21 protein-coding genes and 1 tRNA gene are annotated in these 19,842 nt (G+C 69.7%); 10 read left to right on the top strand and 12 right to left on the bottom strand.

Annotated elements, in window-relative coordinates:
* The first annotated feature begins 1 nt into the window (after nucleotide 1).
* The 5 genes from AB0B58_RS09000 (at nucleotide 2) to AB0B58_RS08980 (ending at nucleotide 3,975) form a co-directional block, all read left to right on the top strand.
* Nucleotides 2–919, top strand: coding sequence for a UTP--glucose-1-phosphate uridylyltransferase (locus AB0B58_RS09000; RefSeq protein WP_360220002.1), 918 nt, complete (start codon nucleotides 2–4; stop codon nucleotides 917–919).
* Nucleotides 916–2,226 carry a gephyrin-like molybdotransferase Glp gene (glp, locus tag AB0B58_RS08995; RefSeq protein WP_360219999.1) on the top strand — a complete coding sequence of 437 codons (1,311 nt, stop codon included), beginning with the start codon at nucleotides 916–918 and terminating at the stop codon, nucleotides 2,224–2,226. Before AB0B58_RS09000 ends, glp begins: the two co-directional genes overlap by 4 nt.
* Nucleotides 2,226–2,867, top strand: coding sequence for a GNAT family protein (locus tag AB0B58_RS08990; RefSeq protein WP_360219996.1), 642 nt, complete (start codon nucleotides 2,226–2,228; stop codon nucleotides 2,865–2,867). The genes glp and AB0B58_RS08990 overlap by 1 nt, the downstream gene beginning before the upstream one ends.
* A 180-nt stretch (nucleotides 2,868–3,047) precedes the next feature.
* The gene (locus AB0B58_RS08985) at nucleotides 3,048–3,830 is read left to right on the top strand and encodes a hypothetical protein (protein WP_360219993.1); all 783 of its coding nucleotides are present in this window, start codon (nucleotides 3,048–3,050) and stop codon (nucleotides 3,828–3,830) included.
* A gap of 71 nt (nucleotides 3,831–3,901) precedes the next feature.
* Nucleotides 3,902–3,975: transfer RNA gene (locus AB0B58_RS08980), tRNA-Ala, on the top strand.
* Nucleotides 3,976–4,038: 63 nt separating this feature from the next.
* Here the strand turns inward: AB0B58_RS08980 and AB0B58_RS08975 are convergent.
* The 8 genes from AB0B58_RS08975 to AB0B58_RS08940 all read right to left on the bottom strand — a co-directional run bounded on the left by AB0B58_RS08975 (nucleotide 4,039) and on the right by AB0B58_RS08940 (nucleotide 9,424).
* Nucleotides 4,039–5,286: a site-specific integrase gene (locus AB0B58_RS08975; RefSeq protein WP_360219990.1), complete on the bottom strand. Its 1,248-nt coding sequence runs from the start codon at nucleotides 5,284–5,286 to the stop codon at nucleotides 4,039–4,041.
* The gene (locus tag AB0B58_RS08970) at nucleotides 5,286–5,468 is read right to left on the bottom strand and encodes a helix-turn-helix domain-containing protein (protein ID WP_360219987.1); all 183 of its coding nucleotides are present in this window, start codon (nucleotides 5,466–5,468) and stop codon (nucleotides 5,286–5,288) included. The genes AB0B58_RS08975 and AB0B58_RS08970 overlap by 1 nt, the downstream gene beginning before the upstream one ends.
* Nucleotides 5,465–5,671 (bottom strand): hypothetical protein, encoded by a 207-nt coding sequence (locus tag AB0B58_RS08965; RefSeq protein ID WP_360219984.1) that lies wholly within the window; start codon nucleotides 5,669–5,671, stop codon nucleotides 5,465–5,467. The genes AB0B58_RS08970 and AB0B58_RS08965 overlap by 4 nt, the downstream gene beginning before the upstream one ends.
* A gap of 126 nt (nucleotides 5,672–5,797) precedes the next feature.
* Nucleotides 5,798–7,567 (bottom strand): replication initiator, encoded by a 1,770-nt coding sequence (locus tag AB0B58_RS08960; RefSeq protein WP_360219981.1) that lies wholly within the window; start codon nucleotides 7,565–7,567, stop codon nucleotides 5,798–5,800.
* A 408-nt stretch (nucleotides 7,568–7,975) separates the two neighbouring features.
* Nucleotides 7,976–8,377: a helix-turn-helix transcriptional regulator gene (locus tag AB0B58_RS08955; RefSeq protein WP_360219978.1), complete on the bottom strand. Its 402-nt coding sequence runs from the start codon at nucleotides 8,375–8,377 to the stop codon at nucleotides 7,976–7,978.
* Nucleotides 8,374–8,604, bottom strand: a complete 231-nt coding sequence (locus tag AB0B58_RS08950) for a hypothetical protein (RefSeq protein WP_360219975.1) — start codon at nucleotides 8,602–8,604, stop codon at nucleotides 8,374–8,376. The genes AB0B58_RS08955 and AB0B58_RS08950 overlap by 4 nt, the downstream gene beginning before the upstream one ends.
* A complete protein-coding gene (locus tag AB0B58_RS08945) occupies nucleotides 8,601–8,969 on the bottom strand; it encodes a hypothetical protein (protein WP_360219972.1) in 369 nt (122 codons plus the stop codon). The genes AB0B58_RS08950 and AB0B58_RS08945 overlap by 4 nt, the downstream gene beginning before the upstream one ends.
* On the bottom strand, nucleotides 8,966–9,424 hold the full coding sequence (locus AB0B58_RS08940; RefSeq protein WP_360219969.1) for a hypothetical protein: 459 nt from the start codon (nucleotides 9,422–9,424) through the stop codon (nucleotides 8,966–8,968). Before AB0B58_RS08940 ends, AB0B58_RS08945 begins: the two co-directional genes overlap by 4 nt.
* A gap of 166 nt (nucleotides 9,425–9,590) precedes the next feature.
* Between AB0B58_RS08940 and AB0B58_RS08935 the strand changes: the two genes are divergently transcribed.
* The gene (locus tag AB0B58_RS08935) at nucleotides 9,591–9,788 is read left to right on the top strand and encodes a hypothetical protein (protein WP_360219966.1); all 198 of its coding nucleotides are present in this window, start codon (nucleotides 9,591–9,593) and stop codon (nucleotides 9,786–9,788) included.
* A gap of 158 nt (nucleotides 9,789–9,946) precedes the next feature.
* Complete coding sequence (locus AB0B58_RS08930) at nucleotides 9,947–11,308, top strand: hypothetical protein (RefSeq protein WP_360219963.1); 1,362 nt, start codon at nucleotides 9,947–9,949, stop codon at nucleotides 11,306–11,308.
* 207 nt (nucleotides 11,309–11,515) lie between these two features.
* On the opposite strand, the gene AB0B58_RS08925 is transcribed toward AB0B58_RS08930, so the two are convergent.
* Genes AB0B58_RS08925 through AB0B58_RS08915 form a run of 3 tightly spaced genes read right to left on the bottom strand, consistent with a single transcriptional unit; the run spans nucleotide 11,516 to nucleotide 12,463 of the window.
* A complete protein-coding gene (locus AB0B58_RS08925) occupies nucleotides 11,516–11,962 on the bottom strand; it encodes a hypothetical protein (protein ID WP_360219960.1) in 447 nt (148 codons plus the stop codon).
* Nucleotides 11,962–12,165, bottom strand: coding sequence for a hypothetical protein (locus AB0B58_RS08920; RefSeq protein WP_360219957.1), 204 nt, complete (start codon nucleotides 12,163–12,165; stop codon nucleotides 11,962–11,964). Before AB0B58_RS08920 ends, AB0B58_RS08925 begins: the two co-directional genes overlap by 1 nt.
* Nucleotides 12,166–12,190: 25 nt before the next feature.
* Nucleotides 12,191–12,463: a hypothetical protein gene (locus tag AB0B58_RS08915; RefSeq protein ID WP_360219954.1), complete on the bottom strand. Its 273-nt coding sequence runs from the start codon at nucleotides 12,461–12,463 to the stop codon at nucleotides 12,191–12,193.
* A 1,020-nt stretch (nucleotides 12,464–13,483) separates the two neighbouring features.
* Between AB0B58_RS08915 and AB0B58_RS08910 the strand changes: the two genes are divergently transcribed.
* Nucleotides 13,484–14,269: a hypothetical protein gene (locus AB0B58_RS08910; RefSeq protein WP_360219951.1), complete on the top strand. Its 786-nt coding sequence runs from the start codon at nucleotides 13,484–13,486 to the stop codon at nucleotides 14,267–14,269.
* Nucleotides 14,270–14,656: 387 nt separating this feature from the next.
* Here the strand turns inward: AB0B58_RS08910 and AB0B58_RS08905 are convergent, their stop codons facing one another.
* Nucleotides 14,657–14,941, bottom strand: a complete 285-nt coding sequence (locus AB0B58_RS08905; RefSeq protein ID WP_360219948.1) for a hypothetical protein — start codon at nucleotides 14,939–14,941, stop codon at nucleotides 14,657–14,659.
* Nucleotides 14,942–15,313: 372 nt separating this feature from the next.
* Between AB0B58_RS08905 and AB0B58_RS08900 the strand changes: the two genes are divergently transcribed.
* The gene (locus AB0B58_RS08900; RefSeq protein WP_360219945.1) at nucleotides 15,314–17,665 is read left to right on the top strand and encodes a hypothetical protein; all 2,352 of its coding nucleotides are present in this window, start codon (nucleotides 15,314–15,316) and stop codon (nucleotides 17,663–17,665) included.
* Between the two features lie 17 nt (nucleotides 17,666–17,682).
* Nucleotides 17,683–19,680 (top strand): hypothetical protein, encoded by a 1,998-nt coding sequence (locus tag AB0B58_RS08895; RefSeq protein WP_360219942.1) that lies wholly within the window; start codon nucleotides 17,683–17,685, stop codon nucleotides 19,678–19,680.
* The last annotated feature ends 162 nt before the right edge of the window (nucleotides 19,681–19,842 follow it).

Raw genomic sequence — 19,842 nt, 5'->3', positions numbered from 1 at the left:
GATGACGACGAAGGCCCATGCGAGCGGCCGTCGAGCGGTGAAGGCCGTCATTCCGGCAGCGGGGCTCGCCACCCGTTTCCTGCCGGCGACCAAGGCCGTGCCCAAGGAACTCCTGCCCGTTGTGGACCGCCCGGTCCTGCAGTACATCGTGGAGGAGGCCGCCGCCGCGGGCATCACGGATGTCCTGCTCGTGACCGGCCGCGGCAAGACCTCGATGGTGGACCACTTCGACCGGCGGCCCGACGTCGAGGCCCGGCTCGAGGAGAAGGGCGACCTCGCGCGGCTGGCCGCCGTACGGCGTACCAGTGAGCTCGCCGACATCTACACCTGCCGCCAGGGCGAGCCGCTCGGGCTCGGCCACGCCGTCGGCGTCGCCGCCTCGCACATCGGCGACAACGCGTTCGCGGTGCTGCTCGGCGACGAGTTCGTCGAGGAGGACAAGCCGCTGCTGCCGGCGATGCTCGACCTGCAGGCGCAGACGGGCGGCATCGTGCTGGCCTTCATGGAGGTCAAGCCCGAGGAGACCTCCCGCTACGGGATCGCCTCGGTGGCGCCCTCCGCCATCGGCGGCGACGACATCGTCGAGGTGACCGGGCTCGTGGAGAAGCCGTCGCCCGAGGAGTCGCCAAGCAACCTGGCCGTCCTCGGCCGCTACATCCTGCCCGCGAAGATCTTCGACGCGATCCAGGACACCAAGCCCGGCAGCGGCGGCGAGATCCAGCTGACCGACGCGATGGCCGCGCTGCTGGCGGACGGCACGCCGGTGCACGGGATCATCTACCGCGGCCACCGCTACGACACCGGCATGCCGCTGGGCTACCTGCAGGCGGTCGTGCAGCTCGCCGCGAAGCGCGAGGACCTGGGCGCGGAGTTCCGGGCGTGGCTCGGCGAGTTCGTCGCCGGCGGTGCCAAGGGATGACCGCTACGGCCGATGCCGAGGCGGCCGCCAACGAGCTGATGCCTCTCGCCGAATACCTGGGCAGTGTCTTGCGCAGGTTGCGGGCGCTGCCTCCGCTCGACCTCGACCTCACCCAGGCGCACGGCAACGTCCTCGCCAACGACGTGCTCGCCCCGCATCCGTACCCGGCCTTCGACCAGTCGGCCATCGACGGGTACGCGGCTCGCTGGGAGGACCTTGCCGCCGCCGGGCGGATCGGGTCACACCCGTCCTTCGGCACGTTCGAGGGCGGGCCGCGGCCGGTCCGCCTCAACGTCGTCGGCGACCTCGGCGCGGCGAGCTGGCGGCCGGTACGGCTGACCCCCGGCACCTGCTTCTCCGTGGCGGCCGGCGCGCCGCTGCCGATCGGCGCCGACGTCGTCGTGCCGGTGCACTGGACCGACCAGGGCATGGCCGCGGTGGAGATCCTGTACGCGCCGAAGCGCGGCTCCGGCGTGCGGCGCTCGGGCGAGGAGCTGCCCGTCGGCCGGGTGCTGGCGCCCGCCGGCTCCTACGTGACCCCGGCGATGGTGGCGGTCTTCGCGGCCTCGGGCATCGGGCACGTCGTCGTTCGGCCGAGTCCCAGGGTCGTCGTGGTGGCGACCGGCGACGAACTTGTCGACGTCGGCCGGCCCAGTCAGCCCGGTCAGGTCGTCGACGCCAACTCGCACGCCCTGACCGCCGCGGCCGTGGAGGCGGGCGCGCTCGCGTACCGGATCGGGATCTGCGACGACGACCCCGAGGGACTGCGCGGGCTGCTCGAGGACCAGACGCTGCGGGCCGACCTGATCATCACCACCGGTGGAACGGGTACCGGCCCCGGCGACATGCTGCGCAGGGTCCTGTCCCGCCGCGACCACGGCCGGGGCACCGTCGGGTTCACCGATGTGGCGCTCTGCCCCGGCGCGACCCTCGGCTTCGGTACGGTGGGCGGCGAGGAGGTTCCCGTCGTCTGCCTGCCCGGCGAGCCCGGCGCGGCCCTGATCGGCTTCGAGGTGCTGGCCCGGCCCGTCATCCAGCTGCTGGCCGGCGCCGAGCCCGTGTTCCGGCCCAGCGTGAAGGCGCACCTGCTGGAAACCGTCTCCTCGCCCGGAGGGCTGCGCGAGTTCCGCCCCGCGCACGTAGCTGAGCGGCGCGGTGGCGGCTACACCGTGCAGCCGCTCGCCGGAGGGCCGTACACTCTGTCCGGCCTCGCCGAAGCAAACGGTCTGCTGGTGCTCGGCGAGCGGGTCACCTCGGCGGCTGCCGGGTCGACCGTCGACGTGTTGCTGCTCGACCGGAGGCGATGATGCTGGGGTCCATGCCCGGATGGCCTGCCGTCCTGGCGGACGGATCCGTGCTGCTCAGGCCGTACCGCCGCGGTGACGCGCAGGCATGGTCCGAGGTGCGGATCGCCAACGAGGCCTGGCTGAGCCCCTGGGAGTCGTCGCCGCCCGGACCCTGGTCCGAGATGAACTCCCCCCGTGCGTACCTCTACGTCTACCGCGACATGAAACGCGCCGCCCGGCGCGGCGACAGCATGCCCTTCGTCGTCTGCCTCCGCGAGGACGACGGCAGCGAGCGGCTGGTCGGCCACATCAATCTCGGCAGCATCGTGCGGCGGGCGTTCAGTTCCGCGTACGTCGGCTACTGGGTCGATTCGCGGGTGGCCGGACGCGGGGTGATCCCGACGGCGCTGGCGCTGGCAGTGGATCACGCCTTCGGCGCCGGTGGGCTGCACCGGGTGGAGATCAACATCCGGCCGGAGAACGTGCCCAGCCGCCGCGTCGTCGAGAAGCTCGGCTTCCGCGAAGAGGCCTACCACCCGCGCTACATGCACATCGACGGCGCCTGGCGCGACCACCTGGGATTCGCGATGACCAGCGAGGAAGTCGCGGCCGAGGGCGGCCTGGTGGCCAGGTGGCGGCGGCTGCGCGCCAACGCCGGGTAACCCCGCCCCCACCCGCGACACGCCCCGCGGTCGATGTGCCGAAATGATCATCAGGACGGTACCGCCCCGGCGCGGCGCGGCGATTTCCGCAGCTCCCGCCCGTAACCTCGGGGAGATTGGGACTTTTGTGCGCCCGGGTCGCCGCCCGGACGCCCTTCGAGGCTGACGGGAGGGGTGAGGGTGCCGACCTCGGTGCTCCTCGCCGTCCTCGCCGCGGCCGGGTTGCTCGCCCTCGCACCCGCGCTCGTGCGCCGGTACGATGCCACGGAGCGCCTGGCGGCGGAGCGGGCGTCGTCGACGGCTCGGGTGCTTCAGCGCCGCCGTCGGCTTCGCACTGTGCCCGGACGCCGACCGGTAAACCCCGGACGCCGCTACGCGGTTACGTCGCGGACCCTAACGGGTGATCCTGCGCCGGTGTCGGCCGCCCCCGCCCCCGCACAGCCCTCCCGGCGGTTGCGGCTGGTCCCGGCGCGTCGGCCGGCGCGCCGTCCACCCGTACGCCGCAGGCAGACACCCGCAGTCGTCCGGCGGCGGCGGGTGTTCGCTGCGCTGCTGCTGCTCAACGTGATCGAGTTGATCGGCGTGCTCGCGGTCGGCCCCGGCTTCTGGATCGGCTTCGCCGTCACCGGCACCCTGCTCGGGATGTACCTGGTACACCTGCGCAACCGGGCGATCGCGGACAAGCGCCGCCGCCGGTTCGAAGCCCGGGAGGCGGCCTGGCTCGCGGCGCGGCAGGCGGAGGTGCGCCGGGAACAGGCCCGCCGGGCGGCGGCCCGCCGGGAGGCGCAGCGCCGGCTGGCGGCACAGAAGGAAGCCGTGCGGCGGGCCGCCATGGGCCTGGACCGCGACCCGTCGGACCTGCCGGCGGCGGTCAACGGCGGCTCGGTGTCCTACCGGCGCGGCGGCGGGCTGCGCGGCCGGGCATACGAGGCGGGCGGCCGGGGGTCGTCGTATCCGGCTTGATGATCTTTGGGAGGGTGATTCGCGGGGCGGTGGGGAGACCTGTTAGCCTTGCTGCGGTCCTACGGGGCCGGGGGGCTGTGGCGCAGTCTGGTAGCGCACCTCGTTCGCATCGAGGGGGTCTGGGGTTCAAATCCCCACAGCTCCACTTGTAATCTCCTGGCCAGCGGAAACACTGGCCAGTGATCGTTAGGCACAGATTGGGCACAACTCATGCCCGATCTGGCCTGCCGGGTAGCTCTCGCCGTGCACCCGCCAGAGCTGAGCCCACGACGTTGCGACGCCGGTTCTTCTTCGGCCACCAGTGCACGTAAGTCTCCAAGGTCGTCCGGAGACCGGCGTGTCGGAGAGCCTTCTGTACGTCGACCGGGTCGGCGCCCGACGCGATGAGCAGCGTCGCGAAGTAGTGCCGCAGGGAGTGGAACGTGGCTCCCACAGGCCACCCCGCCGCGTCGCGCCAGACCCGCCAGAGCCTCGCCCACGCCTGATCGTGGATCGGACGTCCTTGGTCGTCGGTGAACAGCAGCCGGACCACCCGCCGCGTCGGCGGCTTGCCCGGGTCCGGCGTGCCTCGGGTGATGTCCACCAGATCCACCGCAACCGGCGGGTAGTCGCGGACGTGATCTGCGTAGGCGGCAGAGACCGCGTCGTCCAGGTCGACGTCACCGACCGATCCGGACTTCGGGGGCGCGAGGTAGAACCCGCCGTAGTGGCTCCTGTGGAAGCGGAGTTGCTGCACGACGTGGACGACGCCGCTTTCGTCGTCCACACAGCGGTCACCCGCCTCCATACCGAGAACCTCGCCCAAGCGGGTACCCTCGCCCGCGCCCAGCAGGATCGCCAGGCGGAAGTTGGGCGGTACCACGTCGAGCAGCGCCACGACTTGATCGGTCGTGGGCACCCACTTCGGGGCGAGCGATAGCCCTCGGAGAATGGTGCTTATCTTGATCGACTGGCACGGGTTGTGGAGGATGACCTTGTCGGCCAGCGCGGCATTCATGACGTTGTTAAAGACGTCGAAGTACGTCCGAATGGACAGCTGCGCGGCATTGCCCGCGATCAGCTTGGCGATCCACTCCAAGATGTCCGTCACGTTCAGCGAACGGATGGGCCGGTCACCGAAGTGCGGGTAGTGGTGATGCCGGAGTCGGGAGTCGAGATGCCGCTGGTAGTCCAGTGCCTGGCCGACGCTGCGGGATAGCCGCCACCGCTCGGCGTACTCGCGGTACGTGGTTCGCTGGTCGGCTTGGTTCAGCTGCGTCTCCGGGGCGGCGCCCGTCCGGGCCTCCAGGTCGAAGGCTTCCGCGTCGGTCTTGCGGTCGAACAGCCGCTCCCGGCTTCCGCCGGCTGCGTCGATATAGCGGACGCGCCAACGTTTGCCTCGGCCGTATCGCCGGGACTTGAGCCGCTTCTTGTCCGGACCGCGCTCCTTGAGGTACCAGAGATCGTCAATCGGCATCAGGCGGCCTGCCCTCGGAACCAGGCGTAGACGTCGGCGGGGTCGTAGCGCAGGTGGCGGCCGACCTTGCGGGCAGGTGGGCCGATTCGGCGGTGCCGCCACTGGTAGAGGGTGCCGACCGGGATGCCGAGGTACTGCGAGGTGCGGCTGATCGACCAGAGGTCGGGCGTGGTGGTGGTCATGGTGGCGGGGCCTCCTTTCTGGTGACGGTGAGGTAGACGCGGATCTCGTTGGCGTGGCTGGCGGGGTGGGTGCTGGCGCGGCAGGTCGCCCGGTCGCCGAAGGTTCCGGCGAGGTGAGCGAGCAGATGCGCTTTCTGTGCGGCGACGACGTTGGCGGGGCCGATGAGGCGGACCGCGAGTAGCGGCCGGGGACGGTAGGGCATGAACGGGTCCTTCCTGCGGGTTGAGTCGGTGCTGGAGTGACGGGGGCCGGGTAGGCCGTGGTGGGTGTGCCGCTATGGAGTTGTCAAGGGACGGCCGTCAAGGCGGGCTTGACGGTGAAACGCCGGTCATGCGGCGGGGGTAGTCAGGGACTCCCGCGCCGTCTGCTGGTGCTCGCGGGCCATCGCCGCCGACGTGTTCGCCAGCAGCGCGTCAGCGGTGGTGTGCCATCCCGCGCCGACGAAGGCGAGGAAGTTGACGACCAGCGTCGTCGGCTCGGCGACCGGCTCGGTCCGCTCCGGCCCGGTGCTCTGGGCGCGGCGGAACACGACGCGCTGGTCCCGGAGCAGGGCGAAGGTGATCGAGTAGCGGCGCGACTTGGTCAGGAAGTGACCGCCGTAGCCGAGCATGTGCGCCCACCGGCGCAGCTTCAGGTACGGGCTTGCCGGTGGCCCGGGCGGGGTGCGGCGGGCCGTGTCGGCGGCGGCGGCCTGCTCGGCCGCGCAGGTCGGGCAGACCCGGTAGCGGGTACAGCCGCCGCAGTTCGGATCGGTGCGCAGCGGGCCGAACGGTCCGGCCGGGGCAGTCTCGGCCCGCCGCGCCCTGGGCAGCGCCGCGGGTGGTTCGGGGTCGGTGCGGAAGCTGCCGAGGCGCCAGCAGGCGTCGATGAGGCGCTCGGTGTGGCTGCCGTCCGGGTCGGCGTACAGGGTGATAGTGCTGTCGCTGAGCCGGTTGGAGGTGTGGCCGGTGACCTCGGTCGACTTGGTGGCGTACTTGGCGAGGTACGCGGCGACCTGGGCGTGGGTGACCCCGCCGTCGGTGCCGGAGTTGATGACCTTCGTCAGGACCTGGTCGCCCCAGCCGATGTGCCAACCGCCGGGGTTGGCCGGGTGCGGGCCGGTGGTGAAGCCGACCGTGGCGGCGGCGTGGTCGACGGCGTCGACCAGGTCCTGCGCGGCGATCCCCGCCGGAGGCGACGCGACCGCGCCCGGGTCGGCGGGGTCGACGCCGTCGAGGCGCAGGATCACGTGCAGGTGCACGGCGGCGCGGCGCTGCATCTCGGCGACCTTGTCGAACTCCAGCCGCACCGGCGCCACCATCCGCGTCTTGCCCGACGCGGAAACCGTTGCCACGTCAGGGATTCCGCGTTCGCGGGCGACGCGGCGCAGGTAACGGTTGATGGCGATGGTGGTCCGCCGCCACAGTTCGCCGGCCATCAGGTTCCACACGGCCTGGGCGTCGTAGTCGTAGCAGTCCATGCACAGCGGCGAGCCGAGGTTGCGGTCTTCCGCGCCGTGCCGGGCGAAGCACACCAGCCGCACCCCGTGCGGGCACACCGCGATCTCGCGGCGGGCGTGGCACGGCTCCGGACGGCAGTCGCAGCCCGCCCGGCGGGCACAGGTGTGCCGCTTGACCCTGCGGGAGTGCACCTCACCGAACGACGGCGCGGTGAACGTCGGGAACACCGCCGGATGATGCGCGACCTGCTCGGACACGCCCTTGCCACCGACCAGACCAGCCCGGATGATCTGGTACGCGTCGCGCTTGTACCGGTCCGAGCACGACGGGCACACACTCTCGCGGCGGTTGCCGCAGGGCTTGTAGATCACCCCGTCCGGCATGTCCGCGGTGGCACGCTCGGCGAGGACGCGGCCGGTGGCGGCTTCGATCGTGGCGATGGTCCCGGCCAGCCGGACCGGCCGCATGCATGCGGACGCGGATTGGACGTGCGACAACCAGGCCGGGTAGTCCGGCCGGGCGGCGCGGGCGACCGCCTGGAGACGGACGTCGGTGGAGCGGGACAGCCATTCCAGGCGCTGGGCAGGGTCCGGCTCGGCGTACGGGGCCGCACCCGAAGCGGAAGCTTCGGGTACAGCGCTGAGCGTCGAGGCGGTCATCGCAACATATCCAGGCTGCTGCGAGTACCGGTGACGGTGCGGACAACGACAGGTGCCACCGAGCAGCCGACACGGTCCCGGTCAGCACACACCCACGACACAGGAGCCGACGGTCCGGCCCCGCTCCGGGCACACGGTGCGGGCAGCAGACCGGAGCAGGCACGGCGAGGCAGCCGGTACGTCGTGGCGGGTGGCACGGCGGGTGCGGGGGTCTGTGCAGCGTCCGGCCCGATGACCTGAAGGTCGGCGGCGGGACGGGCCAGACTCGGCACCAGCGGCCACCCGGCCGACGGCCGGAACCTCACAGCCTGCACGGCAGCAGCCAGCGACGCGGCCGAGACGGGGCAGACTCCGGCCCCGGGCGCGGTGGTCTGGCAGGTGGCGGCGGCAGCTCGAAGGGCCATCAGGTCACCGCAGTCCCGGCTGAGTCAGCGGGCACTCCTGGGCACGCACCGCGTGCAGCAGGCGGTCATAGATGGCGTTGTTGCGGTAGCGGGCAGGCCGCAGCCGCGTGTGTCGGGTACAGCGGATGCCGTAGATCCGGCACAGCAGCTCCTCATACGAGGGGCTCATGGTGGCGCCGTTCTCCCACTTCGACAACATCGTCTTCAGAGAGGCAGGCGCGGCGATGCTGACGCCCTCCCGGGCGGCCAGCTCGGTCAGTCGACGGATCACGGTGGACTGCTTCAGACCGGCCGTCAGGCGCCGGCGCTTCCACACGTGCTGGACACCCGGGAACTCCTCCGGGCTGTCGTCACGCGCCGCCCAGCCCGTCAGGGCACGGGGCGCGGTGTCGGTGGTGACCGTCATCGGGCACCACCGACCAGGGCGGGACGCTCGCCGTAGACACGGCGCAGCAGTCCCACGTAGTAGCCGGGCACCGTGCTGCGCTGGTTTTCCCACAGGAAGACCAGCCGGACCAGCAGGTACACCGCAGGCAGGGTGACCCCGTCACGAGCAGCCGCGATCTTCATTCGGCCGATCAACTGCACGGGGTCCCAGCCGCGGGACAGGCGCAGCAGACGCAGTTCCGTCATGCCGCCACCGCCACAGAACCGCCGTGGCTGAGTCTGGGGTCGTACTGACGCCAGAACCGCTCAGCGGTCGAGTGCGCGCGGCCGAAACCGGACGCACCGCCCCACATCAGCGCGTGGGTGGCACGTGCCGCACGCCGCGACCGGCGGTCCAGACCAGAGTGCATGGCCTTGACCAGACGCAGCGACGCGGCATTGCGTGTCGCCACCTCGGCATAGCCGAGCAGGGACAGCCCGGCCCGGACGGCGTCGACCGGTGAGCCGCCGTCGACCGGCGACGCGGCCACCGCCACGGCAATCTCGCCGTAGGTGAGCCCGAACAGAACATCCCGCAGACGCGTGACATCCAGACGCCGCTGCTCGGTCATGCCGCCACCGCCAGCGAGTCGACAGACGGCGCCGCAGCACCACCGGTTATGCCGTTCGCCGCGCGGAACGCGGCGATGGCGTGCCGGGAGCCGAACCAGAGGCTCAGGCCCAGCGCCAGCTTGCGGCGCGACAGCGACGACCAGATCCGGCGCTGACGCGCCGTCCGGGTCTCCGGCGTGATCACGTCGTCGAGCAGGTCCAGGTTCAGGCGGCGGTCACGGATGTCCCGCGCCCTCACCTCGGCCAGCCCGATCCGGGCCACACCCACCGACGCGATCCACACGACCTCATCGGCCGACATGGACCGGACCAGCGGCAGACCCGAAGCGTCCAGCGCCACGGCCAGCTCACCAGCGCGCAGCGACTCCACCAACTCGGCGCACTCGAACAGCGCCGGGGCGTTGCCCGCTCCGACTCGGTCACGGGACTTGGGAGAGGTACCTTGAGACAGCATCGGCTGACTCCCTTCGCTAGGACGATCGATCGATGCACCGGCCTCGACGGGTTGCAGCCCGTCGGGGCCTTCTTCGTGCCTTGGCTATAGGCTAACCGGCTAGCGGATAGCCGTCTAGTCAACTAGCCGTTTATTCGGTAGACGGACATCCGGTATGCTTTGACGCATGCCAACCCTGGATGAGCTGCGCGAACTTGCAACGCGGGTACGCGACGCCACCGCCGCGCTAGACGACCTGCGGCGGGAGCGCGACAAGCTCATCCGCGAGGTTCGGCTGACGGGTGAGCACTCCGTCCCCGAGATCGCGGACGCGGCGGGCGTCTCGCCCGCTACCGTCAAAACGGTGGTGCGAGGCCTGCGATAGCGGCTGTCCATCATGGCTATAAGCGAACCTCGCCGGGACTTCGCTGCCACCATGTGAAGACCCATGTGAAGTTCGTGCGGCCACGTGCCGGTACCCGTCTCGCCGCCGTAGGCGGTAGCGTCGAGTCAGACGAGGGCCGGTCACGAGAGGAACGTCACGTGAGCGAACAGAACGACAGCCTCGCTGCACTAGTCCAGGAGTCCGAGTTCTCTTGGGCTGGCCTAGCCCGCAGGGTCAACGACCTCGGTCTAGCTGAGGGAATCGCACTGCGCTACGACTACACCGCCGTGAACCGTTGGATCAAGCGAGGCGAGAAACCTCGCTCGCCCGTCCCTGTCTTGCTCGCCCGCGCGCTATCAGAACGCCTCGGCCGACGGATCACGCCATCTGATCTGGGCATGATGGAGGAACAGACCCTGGCCGCCCGAGGACTGGAATACGCACACAGCCCTCGCGCGACGGTAGACACGATCATCGACCTGGGAAGGGCCGACGTGAAGCGACGGAACATCATCCGCGCCCCGTTTGTGCTGGCCGCACTCGGAGCACCTAGCCGGGACTGGCTGCTCGCAACGCTCGACGAGACAGTCACCGACCGTGGTCCCCGCCAGATCGGAATGCGCCAGGTCGGCGGCATCCGTGACATGTTCGCGCTGTTCCAGGACATGGACGTCATGCGAGGGGGCGGACACGCCCGGACCGCCCTGGTCGAGTACATGCAGAGCTACGTACTCCCGCTGCTAAAGCGCGACCACGAAGCCCCTGTGCAGCGCGCGCTCTACGAAGCTGCGGCCGAACAGTCCTACCTCGTCGGGTGGATGGCATACGACGACGGTGAGCACGGCCTAGCCCAGAGGTACCTAATCCAGGCACTCCGCCTCGCCCAGGCGTCAAAGAGTTCAGCTCTTGGCGCCCACGTCCTGGCGGGCATGTCAGACCAGGCGAACTTGCTGGGACATCCCAGGGAGGCCCTCATGCTTGCCCGCGCGGGGCGGCGAGGCCTTGTCGAGGGTGAATCGCTCGCGTGCCTCGCCGACCTCCACATCCTCGAAGGACGCGCCCACGCAGCGCTGGGCGACTCCGCAGCCGCCACGCGAGCAGTCACGCAGGCGGAGCAGACGTTCGGCAGGGTCACGCATGAGAACGAGCCGACCTGGGCCAAGTTCATCGACACGCCCTACCTCCTCGGCGAGGCCGCGCACTGCTTCCGCGACCTAGGAGAGCCCGACCAGATCGAGACGTTCGCGGAAGAGTCGGCCGCCGTCGCCCGACAGCAGGGCCGCGCACGGCGTGGAGCGCTGAGCGAGGCAGCCCTAGCGATCGCCGAGCTTGAGCGCACCCACGTCGAGGCCGCCGCATCCAAGGCCACGCTCGTCGTCGACCTCGCCGCGTCCGTCAACTCGTCCCGCGCGATCGCCACCGTGCGCGATCTCCAAGAGCGCATGGCTCCCTTCGCCGACGTCCCCGAGGTGCAGCGCTTCAACGTCCACGCGCGGGACCTGCTTGGCCTTGCCGCGTAGGGCCGCCTTGAGCCGCGTTGAGCCGCGTTGAGCCGCGTACGGCGGTGAGAACTTTCTATACGTCTTCAAGGCGCGGCTCGGGGATCGACGCCTTGCCGCTGCGCTCCCGGCGTCGACCCCGACCGCGCAGACGTGAAGCTCCGCCGGACACGACGAAGCCCCAGCCTGCCGGCGCATAGCGGGGCGGACTGGGGCTCAGTTCAAGGGTCAGAAGGTGAAGTTTTCGGCCGTCGGCGGCGCCATGACAGTGAAGGAGGCGGTTCGCTCCACCTGCGGCGCTTCAAGCAGCCAGTCGTAGCGCCCCGGCTTGAGCGGTAGTGGGGACACGTTAAGGGCGAATGACGCATCCAGAGGGCTGCCTGGAGGGACGCCTGCCGGGCGGCCGACTTCAATAGCGCCCTCGAAGCGGACCGGCCGGGGTTGACCATCAATCACGAACGACACCGGATCGCCGTCCTGCTCGCGAAGGGTCAAGGTGAGTGGGATCCGCTGGTTCGCCCGATCCCACGGAACCTTCGCAAGAACGACGATGGCGTGAGACACAGGCGTGCCAGCCCGGGACCAGCCCGCCCCAAGCATGTGGACCTTGCCTGTAGTCGGATCGGCTTGGGCCGCGTCGCAGAGGATGAGCTGGATGTCGAGAGGTGACGCCATCAGGCGGCGAAGAGGTTCGCGGTGTTACCCGACTGCTGCACGTTGATGCGGGATGCCATACCGACGAGGTTAAGCCAGTGGGTCTGCCCGTTCGTAGGGCGCTGGGTCTTCCCTCGCTCGGCCGCCGAGTCGAAGGCCGCCAAGAGGTCGTCGACTTGCTCGTCTTCCTCGTAGAAGTCTTCATCCTGACTCATGCCGCTCATGATGCACTCCTTACCTGTGAGTCGCCTACCGATCGGTGAAATAGGCACTACCCAGCCGGTAAACGTCCCCCATCGGGTCGTTCGCGTCGTACAGCACAACCAGAGCTGGGCGGTCTTGGATCCGTGTCTTCACTAGCCAGCGCCATCCACGAACTTCGTCGTTGTGGTGCACGTAGTCAAGACCTTCGATGCATGTGACCGCATCGCTGACTTGATCTGCGGTGATGCCGTGCTTGGAGTTGATCTTCTCTTCGGTCGGCGCACTGATGAGGACCTTCGCGATCCAAAGTGCGCCCATGTCCCTCCTTGCCCGTTTCGGCCTGGGGGCCGACGTTAACGCGCTGTGCGCACAGGGTCACCACCCTTTCGGGCGAGGGTTGGTGCGGATGTGACCCAACGACCATGCCTCCGGCGGCCCCGCCGGGGGCGGCCTGCGGCCAGCCGGAAGAACATGCCTCCGGCGGGCGCTCGGGAGGAGGCTTCCCGAGACGCGCCTGAGGCAATCAGACCGCGCCGCCGGCGGCAAGCGATGGAGCGTGCTTGCCGCCGGCGGCGCGGCCCGATTGGGCAGAGCCCGCGCCCCGGGAAGCCTCTAGCCCTTGCTGGTAAAGATCATCGGGCACAACTCGGGCACAACAGCGCTCGGAAACGGGTGTAAAACGATGTCAGTCAATGGCAACACGCGGGCAGCTCAGCGGCCCGATGTGCCCGACTGTGCCGCGTTCCCGCTGGTCACGAGGTGTATGGGGTTCAAATCCCCACAGCTCCACGAGTGTTTGGGTGGCCTCTGTCCGCGGGTTGCGCGGACCGGGGCCACTCGTCTTGTCTGCTCCGGGGGCCGAGCCCCCGGAAGCCCCGCGGTGCGGTGGTAGCGCTTGTCGTTTCGGTAGCGCTTGTCGTTTCGGTAGCGCTTGTCGTTTCGGTAGCGCTTGTCGTTTCGGTAGCGCTTGTCGTTTCGGTAGCGCTTGTCGTTTCCGGTTCAGCCGGTGGGCGCAGGTTCGGTATGAGTCGGGGTCGATTCTGGCTCGCTGAAGCCTCAGGGCCGAGTCGATGATGTTCCTACCCAGACCGTCGGCGACCAACGCTATGAGCAGGTCATATAGCCACACCTCGACGTCGAGCCATGATCCTGCCCTCATCCGGGAACGAAGAGTCCGTCGGTTCAAATCCGGCCGTGACCGGCAGAGCTCCGCCGCAAGCGCACTGCGGGCCCTCGATGAGGGGGTAGGCGCCGGGGCAAGGGTCACAGGGCGAGGATCTACTGCGTGCTGGGCCGCCTGCCGATTAGTGACCCATGCCTAACCTGAACCAGTCGGCCGTGCGCGGCCGACGACACTTCCTCATGCTGCTGGGCACGGGCGCGGCGGCCCTCGCGGTGGCCGCCTCGACGAGCCTGTCGGCGCCCGCCATGGCCTCCACGACGCCGGTCACCGACACCGGTACCGATCTGTCGGGCTGGACGACCGTCGTCGGTGACGGCGTCTATGCGGCGGCCGGCCAGACGCCGGTGAACGACGCCGACATCACCGCCGAACATCGCAGCACTGATTCCCGACTGCGCGCCAACATCCTCAACCGCGGGATCATGGCGCACAACATCACGTACAAGCCGGTCACGGACCCGTCCATGATGACGCTCGTCCACCAGGCCAGCTACTCCTTCCAGATGCCCTTCGTGCCGTCCACGGCCGGCGGCCCCCGCAACGCCCAGACCGTCGAGGGTGGCCTGTTCGTCTGGGATGGCCTGAACACCCGGGTCGACCACGGCACCGCCTTCCAGTGGCTACTCAATCCGTGGGACGCGAACTTCGGCAAGATCCGGGTATGGACCGGCAGCTCCTGGCAGGCGGCCGGCTACCTTAAGCCGGACACGGCCTGGCACCAGGTCTCCTTCCTCGTGGACCCGAGCGGCCAGCGGGTGGAGCTCTCCATCGACGGCACCCAGATCTCGGCGCCGTACTCACAGACGCCCAAGAGCGGATGGGGCACCGAGGTCTCGGCACGCCTGCAGGCGGAGGCGATCTCCCTCTGGCCCGGGTCCACGGCCACGTGGGGCCCGCAGCACGAGGTGCTGATCAAGGACTGGACCTGGACCCGGCAGTAGGACTGCACTTAAGCACTTCGCACACGGAAGGCCCGGGGTTCGTAGCCCCGGGCCTTTCGGGCTGCTACCGGGCACGCCAAGATCACCTGTACTGCCGGGGTTGATGTACGGCCGCACGCTGGCCGGAAGCCCCGCGGTGCGGTGGTAGCGCTTGTCGTTTCCGGTTCGGCCGGTGGGCGCAGGTTCGGTATGAGTCGGGGTCGATTCTGGCTCGCTGAAGCCTCAGGGCCGAGTCGATGATGTTCCGCCGTCAATTCTTCTTCGGCCACCAGTGCACGTAGGCGCTTGGTCGTGGACAGCGGCGCGACGGGCCGGGTGATCGGCGGGGCGCAGGTAGGTGAATGTGCAATTCGCCCTATCCCGTGCGCCGACCGGTAACAGGTGTCGCTACCGTCGGCCGAGCCGGAACACGTCCGTGTAGATGGTCTTGCGACGGCTCCAGACATCCTCGGAGAGGCCGGAGATGCGCATGCCCGCGCGGTCGAACTGCACGAAGCCGTAGATCGCGGCCACCAGGTAGGCGAGCCACAACAGGCCCGAGAGTAGGCGGCCCGCATCGATCGACCAGAGGGCGACGTTCACCGCCAGTACGGCCAGCATCACCCGGAATGCCCAGACCCCTGCCTTGTATTCGGGCTTGTTGCGGACTGCCCGCAGGTCGTCCTCGGTCATTGGCACGCGGGCACCCTATCCGTCCAGGCTGCGGAGCTCCATGGCGACGATCCAGATGAGTGCGGGTACTCATCGATGTAGCGACGGAACGGGGTCGTCGCCGCCTCCCACCTGGCCCTTCCCATTTAGTGAGACAGGGATTGGTGTTGTTCGGCGCCGCTGCGAAGATCCTCGGGTTGTGGATCATGAGCGGGGGAGAGCGTCGTGAGGCGTTGGCGTACTGGTCGGGCAGCAAGACTGGTGATCGCGGCTGGGATGGCGCTCGCGGTTGCCGTTCCGAGCTTCCTTTTGGCCAGGACGGCCGATGCCGCCACCTCCGCGCCGGCGCCGGCGCGGATGCCGGTGAATCCGGCGGGCTGTGCCGTGACTTCGATGACAGGTTTCGGCGAGGCTCCGGCCGACCGCCTCCAGGATGGCAGCTGCCGGCGGTTCAGCGTCGCGGCAAGCGGGGTGTACCTGGCCCGGGCGGCCGACGCCGACAACAAGACCCTCGCGAGCGCGGTCTACGAAGGCGACAGCCTCCGCTGTGCCGTCGCCTGGTGCGATCTGGGTGCCGGCACCTACTACCTGGTTGCCGAGCCCGGCGCGGCCGAGCCGTACACCGAGCCCTTCCGCGCGACCGTGGTCGACCTGAACCGCCCCGGCTGCGAGGCCGTGACCGCGCAGGGCTTCAGCACCGCGTACCGCGGCACGTTCGCCAATCAGGGCGAGGTCCGCTGCCTGGACCTGCCCGACGTCCCGGGCCGCTACCAGGTCACGCTCGCACCTGGGGACCCGAACAGGCCGATGGTGCAGCTCATCCGGGACTGGGACGCGCGGCCGTGTACCCCCGGCAACGTCACCGACGTGTACGGCTGCGAGCCCCAGGTCCCCGGGCCGGTCTCGCTGATCGTGGTGTCCCAGGACCCGCGGACGACCGGTGAGTACCGGCTCGCGGTGCAGCGGACGACCGGGGCGAACGAGTGCGCCGACATGTCGCCGGGGGTACCCGGCGCTCCCGGTCACGCGACCGTCCCGCTCTCCGGCACCGACTTCGTCACCTGCTTCGACCTTCCGGCCGGCGGCTCCGGCAGCGAGGAGATCCTCACCCTGGACCGGGTCGAGGGCGACGGCACGGCCTGGCTCTCCGTCTACGACTACGACGGCAGGGTGGTGTGCCAGGACACGGCCGCCGCGGCGTACCAGCAGCTCGGCTGCAAGCTGGGCGGCGCCCGGCACATGGTCGTGGTGCGTTCGGCCACCGGCTCCGGGCGGTACCGGATCAGCCAGGTCACCGGAATCAGCGAGAGCTGCGCGGCGCCGGCCTCCACGGCGTTCGGCGGGCCGGCCACCGCGGGCTCGATCAGCATCTCCGGCGACGTGCGGTGCTACCGGGTCCCGGCCAACTCGTGGATCGGCGTGCAGGGCGGCGGAGACATACCCACGATCGGGCGCTTCGGCCCGGACGGCGAGCTGTACACCTGCCCGGCGCTTCCCTGCATGGTGCCGTCCACCGAGGTCATCGTGGCCGCCGCGAAGCCGGCCACCTACCGGCTGGACACCTGGGCGGTCGGCTTCGACTACTCCGCGCCTGCGGACTGCGGCATCATCACGGACACCACCGCGTACGGCTTCGGGCCGGTCACCGGGACGCTGGGCGCGGACGACCGGGCCCACTGTGTCTCCGTGCCGACCGGGCTCTACGACGAGTTCCGGCTGACGACGGAGAACGCCGAGCCGTACGTGATCAACGGCGACGGCCGGATCGTCCGGTGCAACCAGGACGGCACCACCTGGGCCTGTTCGCCGAAGCCGTCCCAGGTCAGCAACCGTGCCCTGGTCGCGTTCCTCGCGGAGCGGGCCGGGCCCTTCCGGGCTGAGGCGGCGTGCGTCACCCTTGTCAGGCTCTGCAACCACGCCTCCTTCGGGCTCGGGAGTCCTGCCCCATACGTCCTGACGACCGGGTCGACGGCGACCTTCACCATCTCCGGCACCGCCCTGCACCAGCAGGACACCCTGTGGCTCAGCCGGGGTGGCGAGAGAGTGACCCCGATCGTGGTGCGCTCGGTCTCTCCGAACCGGGACCTGTACACGGTCGACATCGACCTGACCCGTGTCGAGCCCGGCCGGTACGACCTCGAGGCGACGTCCTACTCGGCGCCGAAACGGACCTCCACCTATGACGAAGCCGTGGTGGTGCAGCCGACGCAGCTGGCGGTGGCGACCAAGCCGTCGATCTCCGGCAAGGCCGCGGTCGGGGTCAAGGTGACCGTGAATCCCGGCGTGTGGAGCCCGGCGGTGGAGTACTACCAGTACCAGTGGGCCGCGAACGGCGTGCCGATCGCCCGGGCGACCGCTCCGTCGTACACGATCCCCGCCGAGCTGCGCGGAAAGCGCCTCACGGTGACCGTGACCGGCCGCCACGCCAACCACAGGGAGAACGTGGCGACCTCCGCCGCGCTCACCGTCGGCTACGGCGTGGCGCCGAAGGCGACCGCCAAGCCGAAGATCGTCGGGACGGTCAAGGTCGGTAGGACGGTGACGATCTCGGCGGGCGCCTGGTCACCCAAGCCGACCTCCTACCGGTACGAGTGGCGCGTCAACGGCAAACTCGTCGCAACGGCCGGGCGGCTGAAGCTGAAGAAGTCCTGGTCCGGCAAGAAGCTGACCCTGACCGTCGTCGTCAAGCGGACCGGTCACTACGACGGCCGGGCCGTCTCGGCGACCGTAAAGATCAAGAAGTGACGGGAATGGGGTTCGCCGTGAACAAGAGGACCGTCCGGGCCGTCGTCGCGGCCGCCGTCCTGATCGGGGTCGTCGGCTTCTTCGACGGGGTTGTCACCGGCACCGCCGACGCGGCGGCCGATCCGATCGGTGTGCCGGCCCCGCCCGGCCACCGGACGACCGACTTCACCTCGATCAACGACATCGTCGTCGACCCGGTGCACCGACACGTGCTGGTCAGCGATCCGAGCGCCGGCCGGCTGGTCGCGCTGAACTACGACGGTACGACCGCCGCCCAGGTAGGCGACCTGCCCGGGGCTGACGGCATCGTGCTCTCCGCCGACTCGGGCACCGTCTACGTCGCGGTCCGCGACAAGGTCGAGATCGTCGCCCTGCGGGCGGACACGCTCGCCGAGATCGACAGCTACCGGCTTCAGGACGCCCCGAGCCGGCTGGCACTGATCGGCAGCCGGCTCTGGTACACCGTCACCGGCTCCAATTTCGGCGTGCTCGACCTGAACAGCGGAAACGCGCGGCTCCACGACCACGGTGACTACAACCCGTGGTCCGGTGGTGGTGCCCTGCTGATCGCCGCCAGCCCCACCGATCCGGATCTGGTCGCGGTCTCCGCCGGGCCGGGCATCACCAGCGGCCCGGTCGCTCTGTACGACGTCTCCGGGGACACGGAGGAGCGGATCGCGTCCACCGGCCTCTTCCCCTTCGACGATGTGATCAACTTCCGCGGACTGGAGTTCTCCGCGGACGGCAGCCGACTCGCGGTGGGCGGCGCGAACGGGATCGGGTTCCTGTCGGCGGAGAACCTCTCCGGTGCCGGCACGATCGAGATGAACGGCTCGATCGACCTGGACGTGGCCTCGAACGGCTGGCTTGCGACCGGCAAGGCGTACACGGCCGGCTTCGCCCACCTGCTTCTCGTCCCGGGCGGTTCGACCACAGTGGCGCGGGAGGTCTACCTTCCCACCGATTCCTTCAGTGGCGGCCTGGCCGGCTTGGCCTGGGAGCCGGGCGGGGATCGCCTGGTCGCGATCACCAGTTCGGTCCTCGGCGAGGAGTCGTTGTGGGTCATCGACTCGCCGACCAAGACCGAGACGGCGATCCGGCTCAGCGCGCCGGCGAGTGCCACGCGCGGTGCGGCCCTTACCGTCACCGGCACGATCAGCGGATCGCTCCCGCCGGGCAGCGTGCTCTCCGTTCGGCGTACGGACCTGGAGTCGCCGAACGGCGTGGCGCTCGCGCCGGTCGTCACCGGCGCGAACGGCGCCTTCAGCTTCACCGATCATCCGCCGGCCGGCGGCACGGTCACCTACACCGTCTCGTACGCGGGCGACGGCGATCACAAGGCCTCGTCCGCCAGCGCCCGGGTCGCCGTGTCCCAGGCGATGCCCGCGTTGACGCTGACCCCGAACGGGACGGTCAACGCGTACGGCGCCACGGTCACGCTGACCGCTCACCTCGGCACCACCTTCCGCAACCGGACAGTGGCGATCTGGGCGAACCCGTACGGCTCCGACCAGGGGAACCGGCAGCTCAAGACGGCGACGGTGAACAGCTCGGGCAACGTCACCGTGAGCCTGAAACCGACCCGGAACACCACGGTCAGCGCGGTCTTCGCCGGCGACTCGCGGTACGCGCCCCGCACCGTCACGGCCCTCCTGAAGACCAAGGTCAGCGCCGCGACGACGGTGGCGAAGGCGTACCGGACCGCGAAGATCGGCTCGACGACGTACTACCACGTGCGCAAGTCGGTGAACCCGGTGTTCACCACGACGATGACCTACCACCCGGGCCGCACCCAGATGCTGTCCTTCGAGTACTACTCCGGCGGCCGGTGGCGCCAATGGCGGGACTATAAGCGCGCGCTCAACTCGGCGGGCAAATCGACCTACACCCTCACCGGGACGCACAAGACCGGTGTCCGGTACCGGGTGCGTGCCGCCTACCTCCCGGGCACCTCGGGCGACAGCCTGAACCACCCCACCTACGGCGGGTGGAAGTACTTCACCTTCACCAAGTGACCAAGACAGCCGATCGGGTGACCAGGGCGGCTTCCGAGCTTTGGGGATGTCGTGGGGATCGCCGCCGCCCGCTAGTCTGCGACTCTGCGTGCTGCCCCGGCAGCATTCGGTGATCAACTTGGAGGGTCGGCGGCCGATGGTGGATCTGATCGTGGCGGCGTT

This window comes from Actinoplanes sp. NPDC049118 (genome assembly GCF_040648555.1).
Classification (GTDB): Bacteria; Actinomycetota; Actinomycetes; order Mycobacteriales; family Micromonosporaceae; genus Actinoplanes.
Note: the sequence above shows the minus strand (reverse complement) of the source record. Positions and strands in the feature narration are given on the sequence as shown.